Source organism: Paenibacillus sp. FSL L8-0340 (assembly GCF_038593145.1).
Classification (GTDB): domain Bacteria; phylum Bacillota; class Bacilli; order Paenibacillales; family Paenibacillaceae; genus Paenibacillus_AQ.
This window is the reverse complement of sequence record NZ_CP151967.1, coordinates 3676071-3701107: the sequence shown is the minus strand read 5'-3', so window position 1 is coordinate 3701107 and position 25037 is coordinate 3676071. Positions and strand designations below refer to the sequence as shown.

Below are 25037 nucleotides of genomic sequence, written 5' to 3'. Positions count from 1 at the left end.
TTTACAAATTGCGCTGTTCCTGATTTTGGATAGCGTAATAACGTTTGACATCCTCTATCATTTGATTGATATGCATAACCATTGCCGCTTCCGCCTGCTCAGGTGAACCCGCAGCAACGGCATCCAGAATTTTACGGTGATCAACCACAAGCTCGCTGCCCACCGTACGGCGAATATAGGCGGTTTCCAGGAAGTCCTTGCCGGTTTGCCATACCAGCTGAGCCGCATGGAGCAATACCTGATTACGCGCCGTAAGTGCTAGTAAAGTATGAAATTCACGGTCTTCTTCATAGGGAATGATATTTTGCGATAACAGCTTGTTCTGACTTGCAATAGAAGCCTCTAGCAGACTGATTTCTTCCTTTGTAGCCCGCTGTGCAGCCAGTGCGGCAATTTCCCGCTCAAGCGCCCGTCTGGCCACTAACACATCCACCAGTGCGGACTCTCCTGAATTATTCAATAGCTGCAGGAATTGAGAATTCACATTTTTCTGGTGCAGCTCTTTCTCCAAATATTCAATGCGCCTTGTTCCTTTTTCCGTCAGAATACGCCCTTTCCGGCCTTCCAGAACGGTATAGCCCTCGAAATCAAATTCCATCAGCTTGCGTCCGATGGTTGCCTGGCTGAGTTCATATTTCTTCCCCAGCGTATGAACCAGAGTGCTGGCTCCTAGCGGAACTTCAGCATTCCTCAGAGCCTTTAAGAATTCATACTCGAGCTGCAGATGATGCGATTCCAGTGCCACTCTGTTCATCCTTTCATGTTGCTAGATTGACGTCGTTACTCATTGATGATTAATAGAATTATAACTAAATAATGACAAATTTACAACAAAATACTCCCAAATAAAGCATGATTTTGACAATTTATTTTTATGAGCACTAACGGGCAAGAAAAGCCTACTCTGCGAGGTTATTATTCGATATCTATTTTCAATATGCTTGATTGATCTCCCTATCACAATCTCTCCTTCTTCTACTTCTGTATATCTAAAAAAAACAGGAAGCCGATAAACGGCTCCCTGTAAAATTGAACTTAAGATCTATATAGAATGAACTGGGCCTGATGCTTATTGAATAAGCTTGTGCAGCTCTGATACGCTTGCTGTGTACTGCGGTTTGAATTCGCTGGATGCCATATAACCGGCTACGCTGGACAGGAATTGTCTTCCTTCCGGCGTTTCGCCTGCTTTACTGGCGTCGAGGGCACAGACCAGCAGATTGCCCGCCCTTACTCGGCACTCAAAAAGGAACCCCAGCTTATGATTACGCTCAAAGTTGTCGATTGTCTGCACAATTGGGCTCCACTCCCGGTCGGTTCCGTCCAGGATAATTGATTTTGAGTTCTCTATGATACTCCACCAAGGGTACGTGGAATATTGTTCACACGGGAAATCACGGAACACAGGATGGCTGTTGTCGATCAGCAGCCCCAGGGTACCAACAGGTACCGGGCGGTTCATGCTCTCAGAGATGGAGCGAAACATAGGGTAGCACCAGAAATCCGTACAATAGAAGCCTTCAACAGCGTTATGAAGCGACTCCGGTTTCGGCATGAGCAGCACGTTGTCACCTTGCTCCAGCAGCGCAAGTGCCTCATCGGAAAGCTCTTCGAAAATGCGGATGCCATCCAGCACGGAACTGCTTTTCTCTGGATATACCCACAGGTCGTAGGATTTACGGATATCTGATCCGGCGATTCTCAGAGTAAGTACAGCTTTGGTCATCCTCTGGACGGCAGGAAGATCAATGACCAGCTGGCAGATATCGATGTAATTCAAACCCGCCGGGATGTTAACTTCACTTGAGCCTTCGGCCAGCGTTCTGCCATCTGTGGTCAACTCCCATTGCAGCACAAGGGAGTCTGGTGTTCCGGGCCGGAACCAGCTCAGCTCGACGCTGGCGCTGAAGACTTCTCCGGAGACGTAGTTGTATTTCGGGAATCTTGCCAACAGGACAGCATCGCTGCAGAAGGTGCGCCAATCTTCAGGCGTGATCATTCCCTTGGAATCCATAAAGGCATCGAGGATACCAACCAAGGCTGTACCCTGTCCGCTGAAATCCTGCAGATCCAGCAGCTGGAAGCCAGCAAGTCTCCGGGTGCGGAAAGCGGCCTCAAGCTCTTCTTTGTAACAAGCAGCCGCCAGCTGTCCAGAAGCCGCGAAATATTTGCCCGCGAGATGTCCCAGGCCATTGCTTTCCAGCCGTTCTTGGAAAATTTTGAAATTCCCAGCTTTGAGCGCTCCTGTATATTTGCCGATTTCCTCATAATTCGGATAAGTCGCGTATTGCCCGATCTCATGCGAGATCACAGGAATATGCGGCATCCATTCCCCGGATGTGTCTCCGACCTGCACCGTCTTGGCTTCGGTACCATACTGAATTTGGACAGTGCCTCCAGCTTCTGCTATCTCCCTGCCCTGCAGGGACGGTGGAACGAACTGGTCGTCATAATCCTTCATCGTACCCGGCAGCGCAGTCTGGACATGACCGAGCGGTGCGTCGCACATCGCATAAGAGCCTCTGAACAGACGATCCTTCGAGAAACGCACTCCGCAGAAGAAATCATCATGCTCCAGAATTTCCGGAACCCATTGGTGGTTGTTCGAGCCTTGAGTATACAGGGGTCTATTGTCGAATGCTTTATAGTCTTTGAGAATGGAATCGATCTTGGTTCTGCTGCCCCACAGCTCATTGCCTAGCGACATCATCACGAATGACGGATGATTACCGAACGCTTTCAGAATTTCATATCCTTCACTGACCAGATAGTCTTGCTCCGCCTGGTTATGACCCTCGTCGGTTGGTTCCGTAATCGTTCCCCAGAACGGCAGCTCCGGCTCCATATAGATCCCGAGCCTATCGGCAGCGGTAAAGGCCGCTTCCGGCGGACAGCAAGTGTGGAAGCGGTAATGGTTGATACCATAGGATTTGGAAATCCCCAGGATTCTAAGCCATTCCTCTACGTCAGTCGGGGCATATCCGGTCAATGGGAAGATCAGCCCGTCATGTTTACCGCGGAGAAAAGTCTTCTCCCCGTTGATCGTGAATTTCTCGCCGTCCGCCTTGAACTCCCTCAAGCCGAAGAACGACTCATACAATTCGCCGGTTCCGACTGCTCCATCCTTCAGGAGGATGTTAAGGTTATAGAGATTGGGTGCGGTTTCACTCCAAGGAAGCGCATCCAAACCTAACGTGTAGTCGATCGTAAAGTTCCCCGGCGAGATTGTGAATTCCTGCTCAGCCACTGAATGGGCTGTCTGGCTATTAAAACTGGAAGCTGATACAGCAATCGTTGTTACAGCCGTTCCTTCCAGTGTTCCTGTGATTCGGACAGAACGTTCGGGCAGATTCGGATCGAGCCGAATTCCGCTCAAATAGGACTTGCCGTAGAACTGAAGCTCGATGCGTCCTGTGATTCCGTTCCAGTTGGTCTGAGTGTCCGGCGAAGTCATATGTCCGCCTTTGGTCGGATAACCGGTATTATCGACCCGGACAGTGAGTGTCTGACTGCCAGGATGAAGCTTCCCTGTCAAATCATATACATGCGCGGTGTTCAGGCTATCACGGCTGCCAATCTCTTGACCGTTCAGCCAGAGTGTCGTAAGCCTGGTACGCTCCAAATATAGAAAACAAGTCTTTCCTGCGAGTTCTTCTGGAATGACTACTTCCTTCGAATACCAGGCCGACCCTTCGAACAGGTACTCATCTGTCAGGGCGCTGACCAGAACCTCTTCGTTCTTCGGTCCCTTGCGGGCATGTGATGTCGTTCCCGGCAAGGTAATGAAATCAGAAAAAGGCAGCTGCAGTCCCTGCTTCTCCTTATCTAATTGCAATTTCCACTCGCCTTCAAGGCTAATCTTTGTCTGCAACTCTTTCACTCCTAATCATGGTAATCTATGCAACCCTATGTTGTTACTCCTGATCTTTGGTTCCCCATTACTTTCTCCTTGAACATAGCTGTTTCCTGCTTCACCCATCTTACTTCTCAGCTTCTTTAGTCGCTCCGTAAGTATCCAAACTTCTCCTCCTTCACTTCCCCCCTTTTTAATTTTCCAAATTCAATCTATATAGTTCTTTCACGAGACAATAAATGCATATTGTATTACATTTAATGGATGATAGTTTAACGATGCGCTTAATTGTAAGCGCTATCAATTTTATTAATGGAGGTGTTTGTTTTTGTGTATGCCCGAATCATCACTCTAATGAACAATTTGCGGCTCAGGACGAAGCTGTTCTTGTCTTTTGGCTGTGTCGCCTTAATTCCAGTGTTGATTGTTGGGTTATTTCTGACGAGTGAACTACGGAATATGGCGATGGACAATGCTCTGGAGCAAATTACAGCCAATGTGGACCGGGTGAAAAAACGGACCGGCGAAATGCTGGGCGTCCCGCTCGACATTGCTTACCGGCTGTCCAATGACAGCCGGCTGGAGGAAGCTGCCAACCACCGGTACGAGTCGGTCTATGATGTTGTGAAGGCATATTGGGACTATCCTGACTTTCGTGATTTTATCCGTCTGTACAAAGAGATCTCCAGCATCCGCCTGTATATCAATAACCCCACGATTCTTGACAACTGGGAGTTTCTGCAGGCGGATGATACGGTCACACAGGAGCAGTGGTATCAAACCGCTATCGCCAAGAAAGGCCTGGTCTGCTGGAATTATATCCGTGACAACCGCGACGGCCGGTATTATCTCAGTCTGATCCGCAAAGTAGATTTTCTGAAGCAGCGTACCGCTGGAGTTTTAGTTGTAAATGTGAATACGGACGAACTAAATGCCATCCTGAATCAGGAGACTTTTGAAACCATAATAGTAGATGAGAACGACAATATAGTAGCCTCCAACCGTGCAGATACGCTGGGCAAATCACTGGATGATATTAACTTCAGCCCTGTATCTGCCGCGATCGCCGGACAAGGTCCCTATGATATAACGATTGAGGGCAAACCTTTCAAAATGCTGATTGATGATTGGCATCCAGGGGGAAGCCTGAACAGTCTGCGCATCATCTCCATCTTTTCCGTTGAAAGTATCGTGAGCGAACCCAACCGGATTATCTCACTGGCTTCCGCTGTCATTATTTCTGCATTACTGATGGCTATTCTGCTTATCTATTATTTCTCCCGGGTACTCACCGGACGGATGCTGCACTTAAGCAAACATATTTCCAAGGTCGCTTCCGGTAATCTAAGTGCTACGCTGGTAATTGACGGTAAAGATGAAATCGGCCAGCTGGCGAGACAGTTCAATCATATGGTGCGGAATATTAACGACCTCATGAGCGAGGTACAGGAATCCAACCGGCAAAAGAATGCAATCGAGCTGAAGCAGAATGAGATTAAATTCAAAATGATGGCCAGCCAGATCAACCCCCATTTTCTGTTCAATGCTCTGGAATCCATCCGCATGAAAGCTCTAGTCAGGGGCCAGTCTGATATATCCCAGGTCGTGCGGCTGCTCGGGAAAATGATGCGCAAAAACCTGGAGGTCGGCAATGGGATGATCAGCCTGGAAAGCGAGCTGGAGACCGTAAACTGCTACCTGATCATTCAGAAATTCCGCTATGATGATAGGTTAGCCTATGAGCTTCAAGTAGACCCCAAGGCTCACAGTATTCAGATTCCGCCACTGATCATTCAGCCCCTGGTGGAGAATTGTGTGATCCACGGGCTGGAGAACCGGATTGACGGCGGTATGGTCCGGGTGGATATCCGTATAGAAGACAAACAGCTCAAGGTGCAGGTATCCGACAATGGCATAGGTATTTCCAAAGAACGGATGCAAGAACTCCGGCAGATGCTGGAGAACAAGGATGACTATGAAACCAATAATATCGGGATGCGCAATATTCATTTGCGGCTTCAGTTAACCTACGGCCCGGAATGCGGACTTACCCTGTCCAGTCAAACCGGATTCGGAACGCAGATTAGCTTTGCCATCCCCCTGAGGAGCGATTCTTATGTATAGTGTGTTGATTGTGGATGATGAGCTGGCAATCCGTGAAGGACTTACTGCTCTGCTGGACTGGGAGAGCAGTGGATTTCAGATTATAGATACAGCGGCGAACGCCATAGAAGCCAAGTATAAATATGAACTCTATAGTCCTGATCTGATGATTGTAGATATCCGGATGCCCGGCAGAGATGGTCTGGAGCTTATTAAAGAGCTGCGGGAAAACGATCCGGAGATGCACATCATTATCCTCAGCGGTTATGCCGATTTCGACTATGCTAAGCGTGCACTGGCTTTTGGCATTGATAACTATTTACTTAAGCCGGTAGATGAATTGGAATTGCAGTTATATCTGGCAAAACTGTCCGCTGAGCTGGATGCGCGGAGCTCCCATCGCAAGAATCATGCTGCCGTCAAGGTATGGAGCCGTGAAATGCTGGTTCAATCCCTGCTGATGGAGAACAGCCCGCAGATGCTGCCATCAATGGAGGCATCCATCCATGAAGCAGGACTGCTATGGGATTCCTATCAGGTAGTCCTGATCCGGCTGCTGCTCCAGGACAATGCGGACAACGGGCCTTCAACGGCCGTAAAAGCCAGACTTGCAGCAAGCTTTGATGAACAGGCGTGGGGGATTGTCTTCTCGCTGGACTCCTATTTGGGGGTTCTCCTGCAGCCCTCTTATCAGAAGGAGCTTGTACGCAAATTAATGGTACAGAATATACAGCAAGCCGTAACTGCCCATGGGCTTGAATGCATCATCACAGCGGGTGATATGGTGGATACCCTGGAGGAGCTTCCCGTCTCCCGCCAATCCGCACTGGTACGGATGAAGGAGCATTTTTTCTACGACGAGTCAGGTATGATTGGACCGGATTCCCTAAAGCTGAAGAAAGTACTCAAGGTCAGACCGGAGGAAGTGGAATGCAGGCTTGATTCTGTGGTGGAGCGCCTGTATTTCGCCATGGATATCGGCAGCTTCGATGTACTCCCTTCCTTAATCCAGGAAACCGGTGAACTGATGATCGCCGCCAGTTACTCCGAGATGGCTATGAAATCACGCTATGTACGAATGGTCACGCATTTGATCAACAAACTCTCACTCCAATACAGTGAGCTGGCTTTGCAGCACAACCGGATGGATGAGCAAATCCAGCAAATCTATAAACACACCTCCTTGCCCCAGCTGTATCGCTACATCACCACTATGCTGGAGCAGTATGCCGGCGTAATTACCCGAGACGATATGGACGTCTTAATGAAGCGACTGCTAGACCTTATTCACCGCCATTACAATGAGAACTTGAAACTCGAAACGCTGGCGGATGTGTTTACTTACAGCAGCGCTTATCTGGGCAAGCTTTTCAAAAACAGTACAGGCCTTTCCTTCAATAGCTATCTGGACAAGGTCCGCATTGAAAAAGCCAAGGAGCTGCTGGATCAGGGCTGGAAAATCCATCAGGCTGCGAGCGAAGTCGGATTCAGCGATGTGGATTATTTTCGCGAAAAGTTCAAAAAAGTTGAAGGGATCTCTCCTTCCGTCTACCGTAGAGGAAGCTCTGTGTGAGCACGAAGTTTCAGAAATCGCTTACGAAAAGAGCTGATTTCCCCCTGTTTTTTATATAAAATGTTCGGGTGTTTCCCTGATTTACTGTAGCTTATGATAATGCCATATCGAAGGAGGGACATAAATGAAAGCGATTACCACCACCAAAATGAAGCTGGAGCCGAAGAAGCCTGCCTCACGCTTTTGGGCAACGTTTCTACAGCAGAAATATCTCTATATGATGGCCATCCCGTTTGTGCTCTGGGCATTTGTATTTAACTACCTGCCGTTATGGGGATGGACTATGGCCTTTCAAAAATACAAACCCGGCAAATCCTTTTTCGAGCAGAAATGGGTCGGTCTGCAGTACTTTAGAGAGCTTTTCCAGGATGAGCAATTCTTCAATGCGCTGCGCAATACGCTCGCTATGAGTATCATGGGCCTGCTTGCCGGATTCATCATTCCCCTCATATTCGCCATCCTTCTGAATGAGATGCGGCTGCAAATTCTGAAACGCTTCGTACAGACGGTCTCTTATCTTCCCCACTTCGTATCCTGGGTAGTTGCCGCCGGGATTATCAGCAAGATGCTATCTACCGACAACGGTGCGGTGAACGATCTGCTGATGGGCCTTCATCTTATCAGTGAACCTATTCAATTTATGGCCAAAGGCCATTTCTTTTGGGGGATTGTCACGGCTTCGGATGTCTGGAAGGAAACGGGCTGGAACACGATTATCTATCTAGCAGCCATTTCGGGTATAGGCCCGGAGCTGTATGAAGCCGCAAGGGTGGATGGTGCGAGCCGTCTGCAGCAGGTTCGTAACATTACATTGCCCGGCATCCGGACTACGATTGTTATACTGCTCATTATTTCAATCGGGCATTTAATCAGTATAGGTTTCGAGAAGCAGTTCCTGCTAGGAAATAATCTGGTGCGCGACTTCTCGCAGACATTGGATCTATATGCACTGAACTATGGACTGGGCATGGGACGTTTCTCCTTCGGTACTTCTATTAACATCTTTAACTCTGTGGTGAGTGTGATTCTGCTGTTTGTGGCCAATGGAATTTTCAAAAAAATAACGAAGGAAAGCATTATATAGGAGGCCCTTATGCTGAACAAAAAAATGGCCGCTGCGTCTTGGTCGGACCGCATCTTCGATTTGGTAGTCTATGTTGCGATTACTGTGGTGACCATAGCCACGTTGTATCCTTTTTTGAATGTGCTGGCGATTTCCTTCAACGACTCCACAGACAGTATCAAAGGCGGGATTACGGTTTTCCCCCGTGTCTTCACCTTTAAGAACTATGAGACGATCTTTGCCTATTCCGGGCTAATGACCGGACTTAAAATTTCTATCCTGCGCACCGTCATCGGCACGATCCTCGGGCTAGTCAGTGCCTCCATGCTGGCCTTCACCCTGAGCCGGGTAGACTTTCAGGCCCGCAAATTTGTCTCCACATTTCTGGCGCTTACTATGTACGTCTCGGGCGGACTGATCCCCATCTACATCCTGATCAAAAATCTGCATATGATGGGGACCTTCGGTGTCTATGTCCTGCCCAGTCTCGTAAGTGCATTTAATGTCTTCGTCATCCGTTCCTTCATCGATGGCCTCCCTTACGCCCTGCAGGAATCCGCCAAGCTGGACGGGGCTAACGACTTTACGATTTACTGGCGGGTTATTCTCCCGCTAACCAAACCGGCGCTGGCAACCATCGCCCTGTTCCTGGCTGTCGGCCAGTGGAATTCCTGGTTAGATACCTACCTCTATAACGGTTCCAAGGATGAGCTGACCACCCTGCAGTTTGAGTTGATGAAGGTCATCCAGAGCACGACGACCAATGCAGATAATTTCCGCGGCCGCAATATGACCGAGGTTATGGCTCAAATCTCTCCGGAATCGGTCAAAATGGCGATCACGATCGTCGTCACTGTACCTATTCTGGTCGTCTATCCGTTTCTGCAGCGCTATTTCGTCAAAGGCATGACTTTGGGTTCAGTAAAAAGCTAGTCCGTCTCCGGTATCGGCAGGCTTAGCCTGTGTATACAATACATTTTGTGACCAGAAAAAGGGAGGGTTTCTATTTATGACAAGAAAGACAGCGAAACCGTACGTCATTCTGATGGTCTTGACCTTGCTCCTCAGTGTGCTGGCTGGCTGCGGCGGCTCGAACAATACCAAGAATACCGCAGAGAATGCCGGAGGCACTAAGGCTACAAATGGTGGCAGCGCCACCGCAGAGGCTACGGCGAAAGCCGAAGATTTAAGTCCGCTTACCCTCTCCTTCTTCGCGGAGGACCCGAATCCGAACTGGAACAATATGAAAGACGAAGTCAGTAAAGTACTTACAGAGAAAACAGGTGTTACCCTCGATGCGGAATTTGCTGTCGGTGACCCGCAGCAAAAAATCGCATTGATCGCAGCCGGCGGCGAATATCCGGATATTATTTCCGCTAAAGCGGATATCGGCAAGCTTGTCGACGCCGGAGCGGTCATCGATCTGACCGAATTAATTGATAAATATGCGCCCAACATCAAACGTGTGCTCGGCGATAACCTCGCCCGGGCCAAGTATACCAATGAAGACCAGTCCATCTATGCCATTCCGACCTGGGCAGCAGTAGATGAGAAGAAATTCGTGGCCGGGGGCGGGTTCGAACTGCAGCACCGCGTGGTGAAAGAAGCCGGATATCCGGAAATCAGAACGGTTGCTGATTATGAGAATGTGATCAAAGCCTATCTGGAGAAGCATCCCACCGATGAGAACGGCAACAAAAACATTGGGGTTTCCCTGAACGCAGATGACTGGCATATGTATATTTCCGTCACCAACCCTGCGGTTGCCACGACAGGCGGCTCGGATGACGGGGAATATTACGTCGATCAGGAGACACATGAGGCCATCTACCACTTCCGCCGTCCAGAGGAGAAAGAATACTTCCGCTGGCTGAACCATATGAATGACATCGGCCTGCTTGATAAGGAAAGCTTCGTCCAGAAGTATGACCAATACAAAGCTAAAGTAGCCACCGGACGGGTGCTCGGCCTGATTGACCAGGATTGGGACTACAACGACGCCCAGCAGGCACTCAAGACGGCAGGGAAATTCGATCAGACCTACGGCCACTATCCCGTAACGCTTACGAAAGAATATAAGGAAACCAGCTTCTGGCCTACCGGCTTCATGGGTGGTTACGGCATCTCGATCTCCAGCACGAATCCAGATCCGGTCCGTACGATTAAGTTCCTGGATTACCTCGCTTCCGATGAAGGACAAATCCTGAACAACTGGGGGATTGAAGGAAAGCATTATGTAGTGGAGAACGGCAAACGTGTCATTCCTGCAGAAGTTCAGGACCGGATTAACAACGACAATACGGCGTTTACGAAAGAATCCGGGCTCGGCTTCTACTGGAATATGATGGTCCACTACGGTGATGGCGCCAAGGACTCAACCGGCAACTATTACACTAAAAATTTCCCGGAACAGCTTGTACTGGGTTACAGCGATGTCGAAAAAGAAATCTTAGCCGCTTATAAGGCTACCACCTGGAAGGATTTGTTCCCGAAAGAAGAAGAATTCACCGAAAAAGCTTATGGAGCGGCATGGAATATCGCGATTCCGGGCGAGGATGAAGTCTCCATTCTGGGTAACAAAATGAGGGATATTACGTGGAAACGCATTCCCCAGGCCATCCTGGCGAAACCGGCCGAATTCGATAAAATTTGGGATGCCTACATGGCTGAACTGGATAAAGCCGGCGTTGAGAAAATGGAAAAAGGCTACACCAAATTCGTTCAAGACCGTGTAGCCTTATGGAGCAGTAAATAAGGGTATTAAGTGTAGATAACGGCAGGGGGTGTCCCAAGCAGTCATTTATGGCTGTGGGTCACCCCTATTCGATTAAGTTGATTTACATCCAACTATATAAATATTATAATTATAAGTTGTGTGCATCAAATTGTCTTTTACTCTGCAGCTTTGATATAGGTGATGTAATATCACCATAATGGCAGATGGAAATTCGGTGGCTAAATTTAATGATGAATATATTAAAGAAGCCGAATTTCTCAGTGGCCCTTCTTTATATTTATTGCTTTGATCTGTCCGGTCCAAACACAAGATTGGCAGACAGCTTGGCAAGCTCTATCACACGCATGACTCTCTCGCTATGTTCGAGCCTATCCGTAACCTTTTCCATATCCATTTCATTTATCATACGGTCAAAGGCGATGAATTCATCATACATCCGGTGGGGATGATCTTTACGATCCACCCGGATGGGTTGCTCCTTATTGGGAACATAATCAAAGCAATCTATACTGTTTGTCGAGCCTGTCAGGCGGATATATCCTTTATTGCCTTGAATGTTAGCTGCACTAGGAGCTGCGCTGTCTTTTGAACCTATGCAGACACATTTGAATTTACCATAATCAAGCATCAGAATGCCAGAAGTATCAATCCCACGCTCCATGTTCGCAAAGTACTCCACCTTCTCCGGGCTTCCGAAGAGGCCTATTGCCAAATGAATATTATAAATATTGATATCCATCAACGCTCCCCCGGATAGTTCCGGGTTAAACGCGGGCAGCACCTCTCCTGCTTTGAAGGCATCATAGCGGGATGAATATTGGGAATAATTGCATTCCACGATTTTAAGCTCACCCAGCTTGGGCAGAAATTCCTTCATGCTTAGATAGTTTTTTAAATATTGATTCGTGATGGCTTCTACCAGTATTAATCCACTCTGAAGTGCAATCTCTTTCAACTCCAGAAATTCACCCAAATTGGATGTGAACGGCTTCTCACAGATGACATGCTTGCCTCTCAGTAAAGCTTCTTTCACATAGGAATAATGCAGATGATTAGGCAGCCCGATATAGACCGTATCCACTTCATCACTGCCAAGCATCTCAGCATAATTGTAGAAGATCTGAGAGATTCCATACTGGCCTTGCAGGGTCAGCAATTTTTCCTGATGGTCAGGTTTTGAACAGATGGCCTGTAATGAAATAGTAGGAATATCACGAACAAAACTTAATAACTCCATCACTATATTGCCGGCTCCCACGATTCCTAATTTCATTCTAGCTGCACCCCTCTATCCCATTCTCGATGATCTCCATAACGGCAATCGTTTCTTCATCTTTTATTGTCTTATCTTTGCCCTGCATGATAGCTTGATACATATCGTCATATACCCGGGCATAGTCGCCCTTCTCAGAGACGACCTTTTCTTCATGATATTGGCCTGCATCATCCAGATAAATCAGGGTACCATAATGCTCCGGCAAATCAATGCCAAAATCAGCATGTCCCTTGGGCAAATAAAATAATTTCAGGTGCTCTTCCTGGCGGTCCTGCGTTTGTTTAACGAATACCCCCTTTTTTCCGTATACAACAAAACTTGGCCGCGCCTTCAAGCGGAAGAAGCTCGATTTAACCGATACCTTGAGTGTAGAATAATAGAAATCCAGATCAAAGTAATCATTCATTCTGCCGGTTCCCAGCAGTTGACGAACATCGTAATGTATATATTCCGGTTCCCCAAAGTAGGATAAGACCTGATCAATGGTGTGAACCCCATGTCCGTATAAATAACTGTTATTTTTGGAGTAATACTTAACTGAATTCGGGGTCTCCGGGCGATAATAATCGTAATGCATCTCCACCTCCAGCAAATCACCCAGTTTGCCTGATTCGATAACTTTTTTGGTCGTGAGGAAGTCCGAATCGAAACGTCTATTCTGATAACATTGGAGTACCAGCTTTTTCTCTTTGGCGTATTGGAAGATTGAGACTGCTTCTTCTTTGGTTGGCATAAAAGGTTTTTCGACAAGCACATTCTTCCCGTGGTCAAGCGCCATTTTGGCATAAGCATAATGCGAATCAATATGTGTACAAATCACGATCAACTGAATCTCTTCATCGTTCATTAAAGTTGCAAGTTCATCAGTGTAAAGGACGCCTTGCGCCTTCTCCCACTCTCCTTTATCCGGATTACGGGCGTAGATCGCCTTCACCTTTAAATTTTCCCGGTTTAATGAAAAAGGCAGATGATAACGGTTTGTGCTTTTGCCATTCCCGATATAACCGATCGTAAGCATATGGATTCCCCCTCAGGTCTTTTTCATTTATTATAGAAGAACTCAGTCTAACGTAAAGGATCAGCCGGCAAAACGGTACAATTCACCAATTCCTTGGTTAGATCCCGGTAGCTTTTTGAACAAAATGTTTATAGGAGTGAATTAGTTGAAGATATTGACCCAATTATCGGAAATGCATAACTTTACACCAAATGAAAAAAGTATCGCTGCCTATATTCTGATGCATAAAGAAAGCATACTGCATTTAAATATTCAGGAGCTTGCAAAGGCTACCTATACGTCGCACTCAGCGGTCAGTCGCTTAACCCATAAACTCGGGCTGTCCGGATTTAAAGAGTTCATCATTAAACTTGCCCGGGAATTCCAGCAATATACCCAGAACATTTCCAGCGTCGACCCTAACTATCCGTTTAGTGATGAGGAATCTCCACTTCAAGTGGCGAAAGAAATTGCTGAATTGATGAAGGAAACGATCGACAAAACCTTTGCCTACGTGGATGATGATTTGCTGTCCCAAACAGCCGGGATGCTGGAGCAAGCCAAAAGGATCTTTATCTATGCCTTGGGCGATTCCCAAATCCGCGCGAAGAGTTTTCAGAATAAAATGATTAAAATCAACAAATACGTAGTGATCGCTACGGAGCTGTACGAATGGGCGTATCATACCGTTAATTTGACGGAAGAGGATTGCGCGATTTTCTTGACTTACCACGGAAAATCACCGATTTATGTAAGAGCCGCTCAGCACTTCAGACGTAAACAGATCCCTTTTATCACTATCACAGCTACCAATCAAAGTGAACTGGCAAAACTCAGTACGCTCTGTATTCAAGTGCCAAATGACGAAGTAAAACATGCCAAGATCGGAACCTTTTCCTCGCAAATAGCATTTGAATACGTCCTGAACGTGATATACTCCTGTATCTATAAAATTTCTTATTCGATAAACAGGGAATCCACAGTCCAATCGTTGAAAAGCACCTACGTTAATGAAATGATGAATGACTTATAGATAACGTTAAACTTGATATATAATGACCATTGCAGCAGCGAAAAGTTAACCAACAAAAGCGAACCAGCAGCACTGTAGCTGCGGGTTCGCTTTTTATTACGCCTTAAAGAGATCGTACACAGGTGTTTAATCCTAGATTTCGTTATCAAACTGCTCAGTAGATCTTCTTAGTGTTTTTTCTCTTTTTCCTATAGTTTCCTCATACCTTGAAATCTTAGAATCCAGGCGTTCCAGCGTTTTTTTCATGACTTCCATTCTTATGGCGAGCTGCTTGCGCTCTTCGATTAATAGATCTTTTCTGGCCTCGGCGGATTCATCACCCTGGTTAAATAAATCGACATATTCAATCAATACTTCTATCGAGAGACCGGCATGTCGCATACAGATGATAAACTCAACCCATTTGCAGTCTTCTTCCGTATAATCTCTGTTGCCGCTTTTGTTGCGATTTACATGAGGAATCAGCCCAATCCGTTCATAATAACGGAGTGTATCCTGAGAAACATCAAATTTCTCTGCTACCTGTTTAATGGCCGACGCCATACTCGCTTCACCTCCCGGTTTGCATCAACTATTATATTGCATGAAACTTCGTCCTTACAAGGTAGACATGTCGATGACAAAACGATAACGCACATCACTGCGGACAACACGTTCGAAGGCTTCGTCTACTTGGTTAGCAGAAATGACCTCGATTTTTGGAGCAATCCCATGCTCTGCAGAGAAATCGAGCATTTCTTGAGTTTCCTGAATTCCGCCAACGAGTGAACCCGCAATGCTGCGGCGGCCCATGATTAGTGAGAATACTTGATACTTGTCAGGCTCGGTTGGTGCACCGACATTTACAAGCGTTCCGTCGATCCGAAGCATAGACAGATAGGCATCGACATTAAGATTTGAAGATACTGTGTTTAAGATGAGGTCAAAATGATTTGCCAGCTCAGTAAATGTTGCGGGATCGCTGGTTGCATAATACTGATCTGCGCCAAGCTCCAGCGACTCACTTTTCTTATTCATAGATTGGCTGAGGACGGTTACTTCAGCACCCATGGCATGTGCGTATTGGACCGCCAGATGACCAAGACCTCCCATACCTACAATAGCAACCCTTTTGCCTGGGCCGGCGTTCCACTTTTTCAAAGGAGAGTAAGTGGTGATGCCTGCGCATAATAGCGGGCTTGCCACATCCAAAGCCAGGCTGTCGGGGATGCGGACAACGAACGCTTCTTTGACCACGATCTTTTGGCTGTATCCGCCATAGGTCACATTACCATCGTAATCATATGAATTGTACGAGTTCACAACGCCTTTCGTACAAAACTGCTCCTCACCACGTAGGCAGTACTCACATTCTCCACAGGAGTCCACAAAGCAGCCGACACCCACTCGATCGCCAATAGCAAATGTAGTGACTTCAGTACCCACAGCTGTTACGACTCCGGCCATTTCATGCCCGGGGACCATCGGGAAAATTCCGCCGCCCCATTCATCAAAAGCATTGTGAATGTCGGAATGGCAAATGCCGCAAAATTGAATATCAATTAAAATGTCATTGGGCCGCAGTTCTCTTCGCTCAATCGTTGTTTTTTCAAAAGGTGCTTTTGCACTTGCTACACTTAGTACATGAGTTCTACACATGTTTTCTTCACTCCTTAGTATCTGGTACATATCTCTAACGGTCAACAATTTGCTATAGCTACATAGAGGAGTTTACCCTCTGGAGTTAACTCTAAGTCAACACCCATTTTCCAAAAGTATAATAACCCTAGGGTTTGGTGAGTATGAAGAGGCTGACGGTGGCTGGGATTTAGCCGAAGGTGTGTTCACTTGGCTAGGTTGCCTAAGCTAAACGCAGAACAACAAAAAGAGGCAAGTCTCCATTATTCAGAGACTCGCCTTTTTTGGTTGTATTCAACACTGCCCTATTTCTTTAACGATATCGCCGGATAAAATCAATCGCTTTGGCAATATCAGCTTCCGGCTGATCGCCCACTTCGCGTTCAATGGTCAAATACCCGGTGTAGCCAATATCCTGGAGCGCTTTGAAATAGTTATCAAAATCCACATGGCCTTCCCCTAAAGCCAGTTCCCGATAGCTTGCGCCAGATGCAGCATCTTCGGCAATACGGTCGTGACTCATCGGCTCATAGCCTAACGCTCCATAGACTTCACGGGGATCTACTTCCCGCAGACGGATGCCATCCTTCACATGCGTATGAACAATATAATCTTTCAGATTGTGTACCCCTTGAACAGGATCATCCCCCGTTACCATGACCATGTTGGCAGGGTCAAAGTTGACAGAAACGCCATTCGTGCTCAGCGAATTGAGGAATTGCTTCAAATGTGCAGATTTTTCCGGTCCAGTCTCAATTGCAAAATAGGCATCCAAGCTCTTGGCATAGACACCAAGCTCTTCACACGCACGCTGCATCGTATCATAGACTGGATCATTCACCTGATTCGGAACAATACCAATATGCGTGGTAACAATCTGTGTTCCCAGATCAACTGCTAAATCGAGAATACGCTTCGATTTTTCGATTTTCGCCGAATTTACCTTTGCATCTTGAAAGCCATGGCCAGCCAGATCACCACACAATGCTGAAATACTCAGACCGAGGGATTCGATATAACTCTTCAATTCCTTTCGCTCTCGCGGGGACAGATTCTCAGGGTCCATCTCACCTTCAACTGCATAGATTTGTACACCATCTGCTCCCAGCTCTTTAGCTTTCGCCAGTCCATCCCGCAAGTTAAGACGCAAACTATCGACCATTATACCAATCGGGTTTGCCAAATTCATTATTAAGCCTCCTCTTTATTGGGTTCTGATCTCATCGCAGATTAACTTTCGTTCCAAAGCCTTCTCACATTATCAAGACCTATCCGGGTTCCCCGTTTACATTCCTCAAGCCCTTCAAATTCCAGTGAAATATATCCGTCATATCCTGACGCTTTAACCACACGAAGCACTTCACGCATATCAATATCTCCATGGCCTGCGATTGCACCTCTTAAATAATTACCGCTTGCCGTTTGGAACCAGCCCTCCCCGGGATTCTGATACGAAGGTCTCCAATAGAAATCCTTGACATGCACCACAGAAGCATATGCAATATTGTTCTTCACGGCAACCACAGAGTTCTCATCCACGCACATGAAATTGCCCACATCCAGCGTTGTACGGAAATTTGTCCGATTCACCCGCTGAATCAATGCCTGTACCCGGTCACTGGCTTGTATAAAATAGCCATGATTCTCCACGCTGGTTACTATACCGTACTGTGCTGCATAATCGGCAATTCGCCCGCAGGCTTCTGCCAGGCGGTCCAATTGACGATGAAAGTTGCCGATCGAAGTATCGCTGCTGCTTGCTACATCATGGCGCATACGAGTTACACCCAGTCTTGCGGCAACATCGACTTCACCCATTACCCGCTTGATTTCCAGCTCAAAGGCTTCTTGTGAATCTGTTTCAAAATTAGCGCCGATGGCATAGTTGGAGACATCTATGTTCCGTGACTTTGCCTTTTCCCGAATAGCGTCCGCCAAGTCAGGATTACCAGTCAATTCGAATCCAATGGGTACAATCTCAATATGCTCGCCGCTTTGGTCGGCAATCCAATCAACTACACCCAAAATATCCATTTCACCCGATTCCAACTCATTTACCAAGCTGTATGAACTGACTCCCAGTTTCATGGTTTCACCCTCTTTTCCTGAAATTCTATTAGAGCTGAACTTCTTGTCCTTTGTTCGCAGACTCATAGATACCGCACAATATCTTCATGATTTGCAAGCCATCTTCTACCGGACTGATCGGTGTTGCACCAGTTTGCAGGCAGGCCAGAAAGTGATTCACTTCATTACAAAATGCCTCCGGCACATTTATGGATTTGCTGTCTGTTTGCGGAGCTACATTCAGAATAGTGTCATATTTTTCAGTAATCATGGTCAATTCAGGCTCAATTTCCACTCCGCCCTTATCACCGTATAAACGAATAGCAAGCTCATCTGACTTCGCATGAAGGGTAAAGCTGACATCAACCATAAGTGATGCCCCATTCTCAAAACGGATTAATGCATTGGCCATATCTTCCACTCCATTGATACTTGGATCATAATCGGCTGCCTGATAAAAGGATAAGTTCTTCACATTCGCGCGGTTGCCTAATTTATGATACGTGTTGCCGCTAACCGAAACGGGCTTTGGACGCCCCATCATATACCAGCACAAATCAATAACATGGACTCCGAGATCAATTAATGGACCGCCCCCGGAACGTTCAACATCTGCAAACCAGCCACCCGGATTCCCAAGTCTACGGATACAAGAAGCTTTAGCATAATAGATTTCACCCAGTTCACCTTTCTCAATGAAGTTCTTTACAAGCTGCGCATTTGCGTCGTAACGGCGTACAAATCCGACCTGCAACAATTTGCCAGTTTCACGTACCGCATTCTGGATGGCATTCGCTTCTTCAACGCTGCGGCATAAAGGTTTCTCCACTAGTACATGCTTACCGGCACGCAGGGCTGCAATACTGATCTCTGCATGACTGTTGTTCCACGTACAAATGCTGACCGCTTCCACTTCCGGATTGGCCAATAAATCATGATAATCTGTATACACGTTCGGAATATTGTACTGCTTCGCTTTATCTTCTGCCCGTTGCTGATTCAAGTCACATATAGCATATAGTTCTGCATGTTTATTCCCCTGATAGGCTTGCAAATGCAAGTCGGAGATAGAGCCGGCTCCGATCAGTCCAATTTTCTTTTTACTCATGCCGCGTGAACCCTCCTATATATTGGTCATATTTTATTATACAATTAAGATAACATGACTCTTCTGGAGGTAGAATAACCATCATGACCACCTACATGGACTATACAATCAGTTCTAAGCCTATTCGCATTATTGATCGCACGACAGATGAAAGTAAGCTGCAGCTAAAATCATTATCGATCGTCAATGTGGGGCACCTCCCCAACCGCTCGCTCTATCGACCCCATGCACAATTCGATCATTATGCTTTCGTCTACATTGCAGGCGGCAAGGGCACATATCAGGTTAACAACAAGGAAAAGCAGCCTGTTCATAAAGGTTCTTTTTTTGTCTTTTTTCCAGATGCCACTTTTGACTATGGACCCGACCCGCAAGAGACTTGGGATGAATTCTATTTCACAGTTGAAGGATCACGAATTGAGGAGTGGCTCTCCACCTGGTTAACCGAACCTTACCGTGTTCGCCAGACAGGACTGGGTGATGAACAGCAGAGCAAAATTGATCGAATCTTCATGTTGATGGAAAGCGGCATTCCAAGCAATCTGGACCGGGCTTCCTTACTCCTGGAATCCCTTTTGTATGAATTTGTACACAGCAGCCAGCCAAATACTGATTCGACCGACTATATCACCAAGCTCATGGATGATATTGCGGCATCCCTGCATCAAAGTTTTGATGCTGCTGCATTTTGCGAACGCTACCACATTTCGATATCTACGCTCCGGCGTATCATTCAGAAACATACCGGGTACTCACTTAATAAGTACATTCACCGTCTCAAAATTTCCGAAGCCAAAAATATACTGCTGAATACAGATCGATCGATTAAAGATACTGCCGTTTCCCTTGGATACAATGATGTTTTTTACTTCTCGCGGCTATTCAAAAAATATGTAGGTGTTTCCCCCCAACATTTTCGCAATAATGTATAATCACATGTTGATTGCACGCTTACAAGGATATTGAACTCATTAACTGGAAAAAGTATTCAGGTTGTTGAGTCTTATTGAGTTTGTACCATGAATGCAATGTATCTGGTGTAAATACATCTAATTGTTTCAGTACCTCCATCGCAAATTCCAGAGAAGCTACCCCTGATGCAGTAACCAGATTCTCACCAGATACAGCAGGTCCTATCTCATGGAATTTTTCTCCTTTATAATTCGGACAGACCATTTTAAGATACTCCAAGTTATTGCTTGTATGCTTTCTAGAATCTAGGTATCCATTATTCGCCAGACCCTCAGTTGCCCCACAAATTGCAGCAACAATAGTGCCTAGCTGTAAAGCTTGGCCAACTTTTTTTAAGACAGGCTGGTGAATATCTTCTCCCCAAGTATTCCCTCCGGGTAAAACTAAAAGATCTTTACTCTGAAATGTACACTCATCAATGGAAATATCCGGTTTTATATTCAGTCCTCCCATCGTAGAAATCATTTCTTTATCAGCTCCTACCGTAACTACTTTTAAAGGCGCTAAATCTTTTTTGAAATATCTGCCTGTGTTTAGTTCAGCAATTAAATATCCGTATTCCCAGTCTGACATTGTATTAAATACATAAAGATAAGCTTTTTGGGTTTGCATTCTATAACACTCCAATCACATTTGATAAACCTATTATAATTAAACTTCCCTGACAGCTATCGTCAGGGAAGTTTATCAGGCCATATAAAAAAGCGCGTATCAGGTTAACCTGCACGCGCTCGATTCATTAATTATTGTCTTCCAGCTCATCCGGTACATCGTATTTATTGATATGTGAGGTCATAGCTACAACGGCTTCGTCGATCCCCTTTGGGGCAGACACACTACGGACTACATCGTCCGTTTGGTCGTGAAAGTTCAACTGGTCCGCTTCAATCGCATTCTGTTTAATTTCTTTTTCCTTCATGCTCCACAGCACTCCCTTCTTATTCCACTTCATTACCAGCGTTCTTCTTTACTATGCACGAGGTAAATGTCTGTTATTCATACATTATCGATACTTAGTGTCTCAAATCACTATAACAACATAGGTAAGGACGTATAGTTAAGTAGTGCGGCAACCTATGGTTGTCGTTTATTTTCAGGGAAGGAGGTTTTGTTCTCATGAGGAAGTACATACCCAACCAGCACGGGGCTTGGGCGATGCTTATCCTTCCATTTCTGTTCGGAGTTGCTTCATCGAAAGGGCAATTTATACATATTCCCCTGTTTGTTTGCTGGCTTCTGATTTATTTGTTCAGCTTCCCGTTGCTGCAATGGGTAAAGACAGGGAAATTGGAGCGTTACCTACAGCCCATGCGGGTTTACGGGATTCTGCTTCTGCCCTTTATCCTATATCTGGTGATTGCTGAACCTAAGCTGTTAGGATTTGTTCTGCCGCTTGTTCCCCTGTTCGCTGTTAATCTGTATTATGCAAAAACCAAAAATGAACGTGCCTTGCTTAATGATATTTGCGCCATATTGGCATTTTGCCTGATCATTTATCCTGTCTTTTATGTCGGCAAAGGAGAAAACTGGGGAGCCGTGACAGAGCTGTTCCTGCTCAGCGTACTCTATTTTATCGGGACCGCCTTGTATGTCAAAACGGTTATTCGTGAACGAAATAACATCCGCTTCTATTACGGATCTATTCTGTATCATCTGCTGTTCGCTGTGGCTGGTCTGCTGCTATTCCCTTCATTGCTCGCTCCACTTGTTATCCTGCTGCTGCGGGCAGCCATTCTCCCCAAGACAGGGATCACCGCCAAGCGTACCGGAATGATTGAAATTGGCTTTTCCCTTATGTTGTATGTGTCTGTGCTTGTGCTGTACTTCTAGTGGTTGGCAGCAAAAGAAAGGATGTTCCTCTACCGGTGATTCGATAGAGAAACATCCTTTTTGAATTGGTCTGATGTTATTCAACAATCATGTCCTGATTGCTGGACCCCGGAGGTACGATGGGATATACATTCGTTTCCTCGGTAATATCGAACTCCATGACGACAAGTCCGTCCGTATGGAGGGCAAGATCAATAATATGCTCGGCCTCGGCAAGATTATCGGCCCGGAGCCCCTGAGCGCCAAAGGATTTGGCCAAGGCTACGAAGTCGGGTGAACTGATGCGTACGGAAGAATAACGGCGGCCAAGAAACAGCTGCTGCCACTGCCTTACCATGCCCAGATAGCCATTTTTGAAGATAGCGACTTTGACGTTCAGGCCCAGATCGACCGCTGTCATCATTTCCTGCATATTCATCTGGATGCTTCCGTCTCCCGTGATACACACTACTTGACGGTCAGGAAAAGCTACTGCAGCACCAATTGCAGCCGGTAAGCCATAGCCCATTGTCCCAAGCCCGCCAGAGGTCAGGAAAGAACGGGCTTCTGAGAAATTATAATGTGTGGCCGTCCAAATTTGATGCTGTCCTACGTCGGTAGAGATGATGGCATCGCCATCTGTTGCATTTTGTATACATCTTATCACCTCAACCGGAGTCAGCTTATTATCCTTCACCCGGGGTGATTTTGTTGAACGCTTGGACCAGATCCGGATTTGCTGATTCCAAACAGCAGGTTCTTGCATATGTATTTTTTCAGACAGTCCGGCAAGCACATCTGCGCATTCTCCTGTAATAGCAAGATCGACTGCAACGTTTTTATTTAATTCGGAAGTATCAATATCGACTTGGATCTTATAAGAGCCCGGCGAGAATGCTTTACGGTTGCCTGTAACACGGTCACTGAAACGAACCCCGAGACATAACACCACGTCAGCACCCTGCAGCGCACGATTGGCCGCGACTGTTCCGTGCATCCCAACCATACCCAGATGTAGGGGATGCCCGGATGGAAAGGCACCCAAACCCATGAGCGTACTGGCTACAGGAAGGTTGAATTGCTCGGCGAACTCTTTTAACAACGCCGGAGTATTACCTGTCATACAGCCTCCACCAATAAGAATAAGCGGGCGTTCAGAACGGTTTAACTGATCAGCTGCAAGCTGGATATCCAGAAGATCAATTGAATGCTTTGGCTGATAACCCCGGATATATGGCTGGGAATCCTGATTGCCAGAGAGTTCCTCCATGTTAAATTCTGCTGCCATTACATTCTTCGGCAAATCAATGAGGACTGGGCCGGGTCGTCCCGTTGTTGCCACATGGAATGCCTCGTTCACAATCTTCGGAAGATCGGCGACCTCCCTGACAATATAGTTGTGCTTGGTAATGGGCATCGTCATGCCATAAATGTCTACTTCCTGAAAGCTGTCCAGACCTATGAGATCGGTAGATACCTGGCCCGTCAGGACGATTAACGGAATCGAGTCCATAAAGGCTGTAGCAATGCCGGTAACCGCATTTGTGGCACCCGGCCCGCTGGTAACAAGCGCTACTCCCGGGCGTCCCGTTGCTCTGGCATATCCATCAGCGGCATGTACCGCTGCCTGCTCATGTCTAACGAGAACATGCTGTATGCTGTCGCAATCATACAAAGCATCATACAAAGGTAATACCGCACCGCCGGGGTATCCGAATAGGGTGTCAATTTTCTTCTCTATCAACATCTGAATTAGCAGCTGTGCTCCGTTCATTGGCACAATTCATCTCCCATCGTAATATCAGTCTTTAACCTCCAATATAGGACATCCCTATCTTTGTTCTATTCCTTACGGTTTGTTCCGTCCGGTCATCAGAATAGCGGTCTGTACGCTGCTCCCAGACGTTCCTAATAGCTTCGAGCAAGCTTTGATCATCCGCCCCGCTGCGAATCATCTTCCTGAGATCAAAACCGCTTGATGCGAACAGGCAGGTATAAAATTTGCCGTCAGAGGACAGCCGGGCGCGCGTGCAGGAAGAACAAAACGACTCAGATACCGAAGTAATAAAACCAACCTCTGCCTTGCTGCCCTTATAGCGGTAGCGTTGGGCAACTTCACCGAAATAATTGTTATCGAGTGCTTCCAGCTCGAATGTACTTTGGAGGCGCTCCATAATTTCTTTTTTCGTTACGACTTTTTCAAAGCTCCAGCCATTGTCGTTGCCGACATCCATGAACTCGATGAACCGCAACGTTATAGTTCTTTCTTTGAAATAGCGGGCCATCGGCAGAATCTCCGGTTCGTTCAGACCTCTTTGCACCACCATGTTCACTTTGACCTCAAAACCTGTTTCTATAGCATGATCAATCTGTTTTAAAATAAAACCGGGTTTGATGCCACGCCCGTTCATTCTCCCAAATAGCTCAGGATTCAGTGCATCCAGGCTTACATTCAGTCTGCGTAGTCCCGCCTCGTATAGAGGCTCCGCCTGTTGCCCTAGCAGCACCCCATTGGTCGTTAAACCGATATCTTCTACACCGTCCAAAGAGCCAATCTTGGCAACAAGACCGGGCAGACCCCGCCGCATTAGCGGTTCACCGCCGGTCAGCCTGATTTTGCTTACACCAAGCGAAACAAACAACCTCGTCAAGCGGTGAATTTCTTCAAATGTCAGCAGTTCACTTGTGGGAAGGAAGGCATAATCTTCACCGTACACTTCTTTTGGCATGCAGTAGGAACACCGGAAATTGCACCGGTCGGTTACAGATATCCGCAAATCGTGGATGGGCCGCCGCCGTTGATCTTGTGGTGGATGTACATTCATCTGG

21 protein-coding genes are annotated in these 25037 nt (G+C 46.6%); 8 read left to right on the top strand and 13 right to left on the bottom strand.

Features of this window, described 5'->3' with window-relative positions:
• Window position 1: 1 nt before the first annotated feature.
• On the bottom strand, window positions 2–745 hold the full coding sequence (locus NST07_RS16625) for an FCD domain-containing protein (RefSeq protein WP_341093170.1): 744 nt from the start codon (window positions 743–745) through the stop codon (window positions 2–4).
• 324 nt (window positions 746–1069) lie between these two features.
• Window positions 1070–3880 carry a sugar-binding domain-containing protein gene (locus NST07_RS16620; RefSeq protein WP_342481903.1) on the bottom strand — a complete coding sequence of 937 codons (2811 nt, stop codon included), beginning with the start codon at window positions 3878–3880 and terminating at the stop codon, window positions 1070–1072.
• A 285-nt stretch (window positions 3881–4165) separates the two neighbouring features.
• Between NST07_RS16620 and NST07_RS16615 the strand changes: the two genes are divergently transcribed.
• The 5 genes from NST07_RS16615 to NST07_RS16595 all read left to right on the top strand — a co-directional run bounded on the left by NST07_RS16615 (window position 4166) and on the right by NST07_RS16595 (window position 11347).
• Window positions 4166–5977 carry a sensor histidine kinase gene (locus NST07_RS16615; RefSeq protein WP_342481902.1) on the top strand — a complete coding sequence of 604 codons (1812 nt, stop codon included), beginning with the start codon at window positions 4166–4168 and terminating at the stop codon, window positions 5975–5977.
• A complete protein-coding gene (locus NST07_RS16610) occupies window positions 5970–7529 on the top strand; it encodes a response regulator transcription factor (RefSeq protein ID WP_341378616.1) in 1560 nt (519 codons plus the stop codon). The genes NST07_RS16615 and NST07_RS16610 overlap by 8 nt, the downstream gene beginning before the upstream one ends.
• Before the next feature lie 124 nt (window positions 7530–7653).
• A complete protein-coding gene (locus NST07_RS16605) occupies window positions 7654–8613 on the top strand; it encodes an ABC transporter permease subunit (RefSeq protein WP_342481901.1) in 960 nt (319 codons plus the stop codon).
• 9 nt (window positions 8614–8622) lie between these two features.
• Window positions 8623–9525 carry a carbohydrate ABC transporter permease gene (locus NST07_RS16600; protein ID WP_341093161.1) on the top strand — a complete coding sequence of 301 codons (903 nt, stop codon included), beginning with the start codon at window positions 8623–8625 and terminating at the stop codon, window positions 9523–9525.
• A 76-nt stretch (window positions 9526–9601) separates the two neighbouring features.
• Window positions 9602–11347 carry an ABC transporter substrate-binding protein gene (locus NST07_RS16595; protein ID WP_342481900.1) on the top strand — a complete coding sequence of 582 codons (1746 nt, stop codon included), beginning with the start codon at window positions 9602–9604 and terminating at the stop codon, window positions 11345–11347.
• 259 nt (window positions 11348–11606) lie between these two features.
• On the opposite strand, the gene NST07_RS16590 is transcribed toward NST07_RS16595, so the two are convergent.
• Both NST07_RS16590 and NST07_RS16585 read right to left on the bottom strand, forming a co-directional pair.
• On the bottom strand, window positions 11607–12602 hold the full coding sequence (locus NST07_RS16590) for a Gfo/Idh/MocA family oxidoreductase (RefSeq protein ID WP_341093158.1): 996 nt from the start codon (window positions 12600–12602) through the stop codon (window positions 11607–11609).
• 1 nt (window position 12603) lies between these two features.
• Window positions 12604–13623, bottom strand: a complete 1020-nt coding sequence (locus tag NST07_RS16585; protein WP_341093156.1) for a Gfo/Idh/MocA family oxidoreductase — start codon at window positions 13621–13623, stop codon at window positions 12604–12606.
• Window positions 13624–13768: 145 nt separating this feature from the next.
• Here NST07_RS16585 and NST07_RS16580 point away from each other — a divergent pair, with 145 nt between their 5' ends.
• The gene (locus tag NST07_RS16580) at window positions 13769–14635 is read left to right on the top strand and encodes a MurR/RpiR family transcriptional regulator (protein WP_342481899.1); all 867 of its coding nucleotides are present in this window, start codon (window positions 13769–13771) and stop codon (window positions 14633–14635) included.
• Between the two features lie 132 nt (window positions 14636–14767).
• Here NST07_RS16580 and NST07_RS16575 read toward each other — a convergent pair whose 3' ends face one another.
• The 5 genes from NST07_RS16575 to NST07_RS16555 all read right to left on the bottom strand — a co-directional run bounded on the left by NST07_RS16575 (window position 14768) and on the right by NST07_RS16555 (window position 19427).
• On the bottom strand, window positions 14768–15178 hold the full coding sequence (locus NST07_RS16575; RefSeq protein WP_342481898.1) for a MerR family transcriptional regulator: 411 nt from the start codon (window positions 15176–15178) through the stop codon (window positions 14768–14770).
• A gap of 54 nt (window positions 15179–15232) precedes the next feature.
• The gene (locus NST07_RS16570; protein WP_341093152.1) at window positions 15233–16273 is read right to left on the bottom strand and encodes an NAD(P)-dependent alcohol dehydrogenase; all 1041 of its coding nucleotides are present in this window, start codon (window positions 16271–16273) and stop codon (window positions 15233–15235) included.
• 292 nt (window positions 16274–16565) lie between these two features.
• Window positions 16566–17441, bottom strand: coding sequence for a sugar phosphate isomerase/epimerase family protein (locus tag NST07_RS16565; RefSeq protein WP_341093151.1), 876 nt, complete (start codon window positions 17439–17441; stop codon window positions 16566–16568).
• 41 nt (window positions 17442–17482) lie between these two features.
• Window positions 17483–18340 (bottom strand): sugar phosphate isomerase/epimerase family protein, encoded by an 858-nt coding sequence (locus NST07_RS16560; protein WP_342481897.1) that lies wholly within the window; start codon window positions 18338–18340, stop codon window positions 17483–17485.
• 28 nt (window positions 18341–18368) lie between these two features.
• On the bottom strand, window positions 18369–19427 hold the full coding sequence (locus NST07_RS16555; RefSeq protein WP_341093149.1) for a Gfo/Idh/MocA family oxidoreductase: 1059 nt from the start codon (window positions 19425–19427) through the stop codon (window positions 18369–18371).
• Between the two features lie 83 nt (window positions 19428–19510).
• On the opposite strand from NST07_RS16555, the gene NST07_RS16550 reads away from it, so the two are divergent.
• Window positions 19511–20359 (top strand): AraC family transcriptional regulator, encoded by an 849-nt coding sequence (locus tag NST07_RS16550; protein WP_341093147.1) that lies wholly within the window; start codon window positions 19511–19513, stop codon window positions 20357–20359.
• Between the two features lie 19 nt (window positions 20360–20378).
• On the opposite strand, the gene NST07_RS16545 is transcribed toward NST07_RS16550, so the two are convergent.
• Window positions 20379–21011, bottom strand: coding sequence for a type 1 glutamine amidotransferase family protein (locus tag NST07_RS16545; protein ID WP_341093146.1), 633 nt, complete (start codon window positions 21009–21011; stop codon window positions 20379–20381).
• Between the two features lie 127 nt (window positions 21012–21138).
• Entirely contained in the window at window positions 21139–21351 is a 213-nt protein-coding gene (locus tag NST07_RS16540; RefSeq protein ID WP_341093145.1) for a hypothetical protein, read from the bottom strand.
• A gap of 164 nt (window positions 21352–21515) precedes the next feature.
• On the opposite strand from NST07_RS16540, the gene NST07_RS16535 reads away from it, so the two are divergent.
• On the top strand, window positions 21516–22229 hold the full coding sequence (locus NST07_RS16535; RefSeq protein WP_342481896.1) for a YwiC-like family protein: 714 nt from the start codon (window positions 21516–21518) through the stop codon (window positions 22227–22229).
• Between the two features lie 76 nt (window positions 22230–22305).
• On the opposite strand, the gene ilvB is transcribed toward NST07_RS16535, so the two are convergent.
• Together ilvB and moaA are read right to left on the bottom strand one after the other, a co-directional pair.
• On the bottom strand, window positions 22306–23982 hold the full coding sequence (gene ilvB / locus NST07_RS16530; protein WP_341097669.1) for a biosynthetic-type acetolactate synthase large subunit: 1677 nt from the start codon (window positions 23980–23982) through the stop codon (window positions 22306–22308).
• A 34-nt stretch (window positions 23983–24016) separates the two neighbouring features.
• The gene (gene moaA, locus NST07_RS16525; RefSeq protein ID WP_342481895.1) at window positions 24017–25033 is read right to left on the bottom strand and encodes a GTP 3',8-cyclase MoaA; all 1017 of its coding nucleotides are present in this window, start codon (window positions 25031–25033) and stop codon (window positions 24017–24019) included.
• Window positions 25034–25037 lie beyond the last annotated feature (4 nt).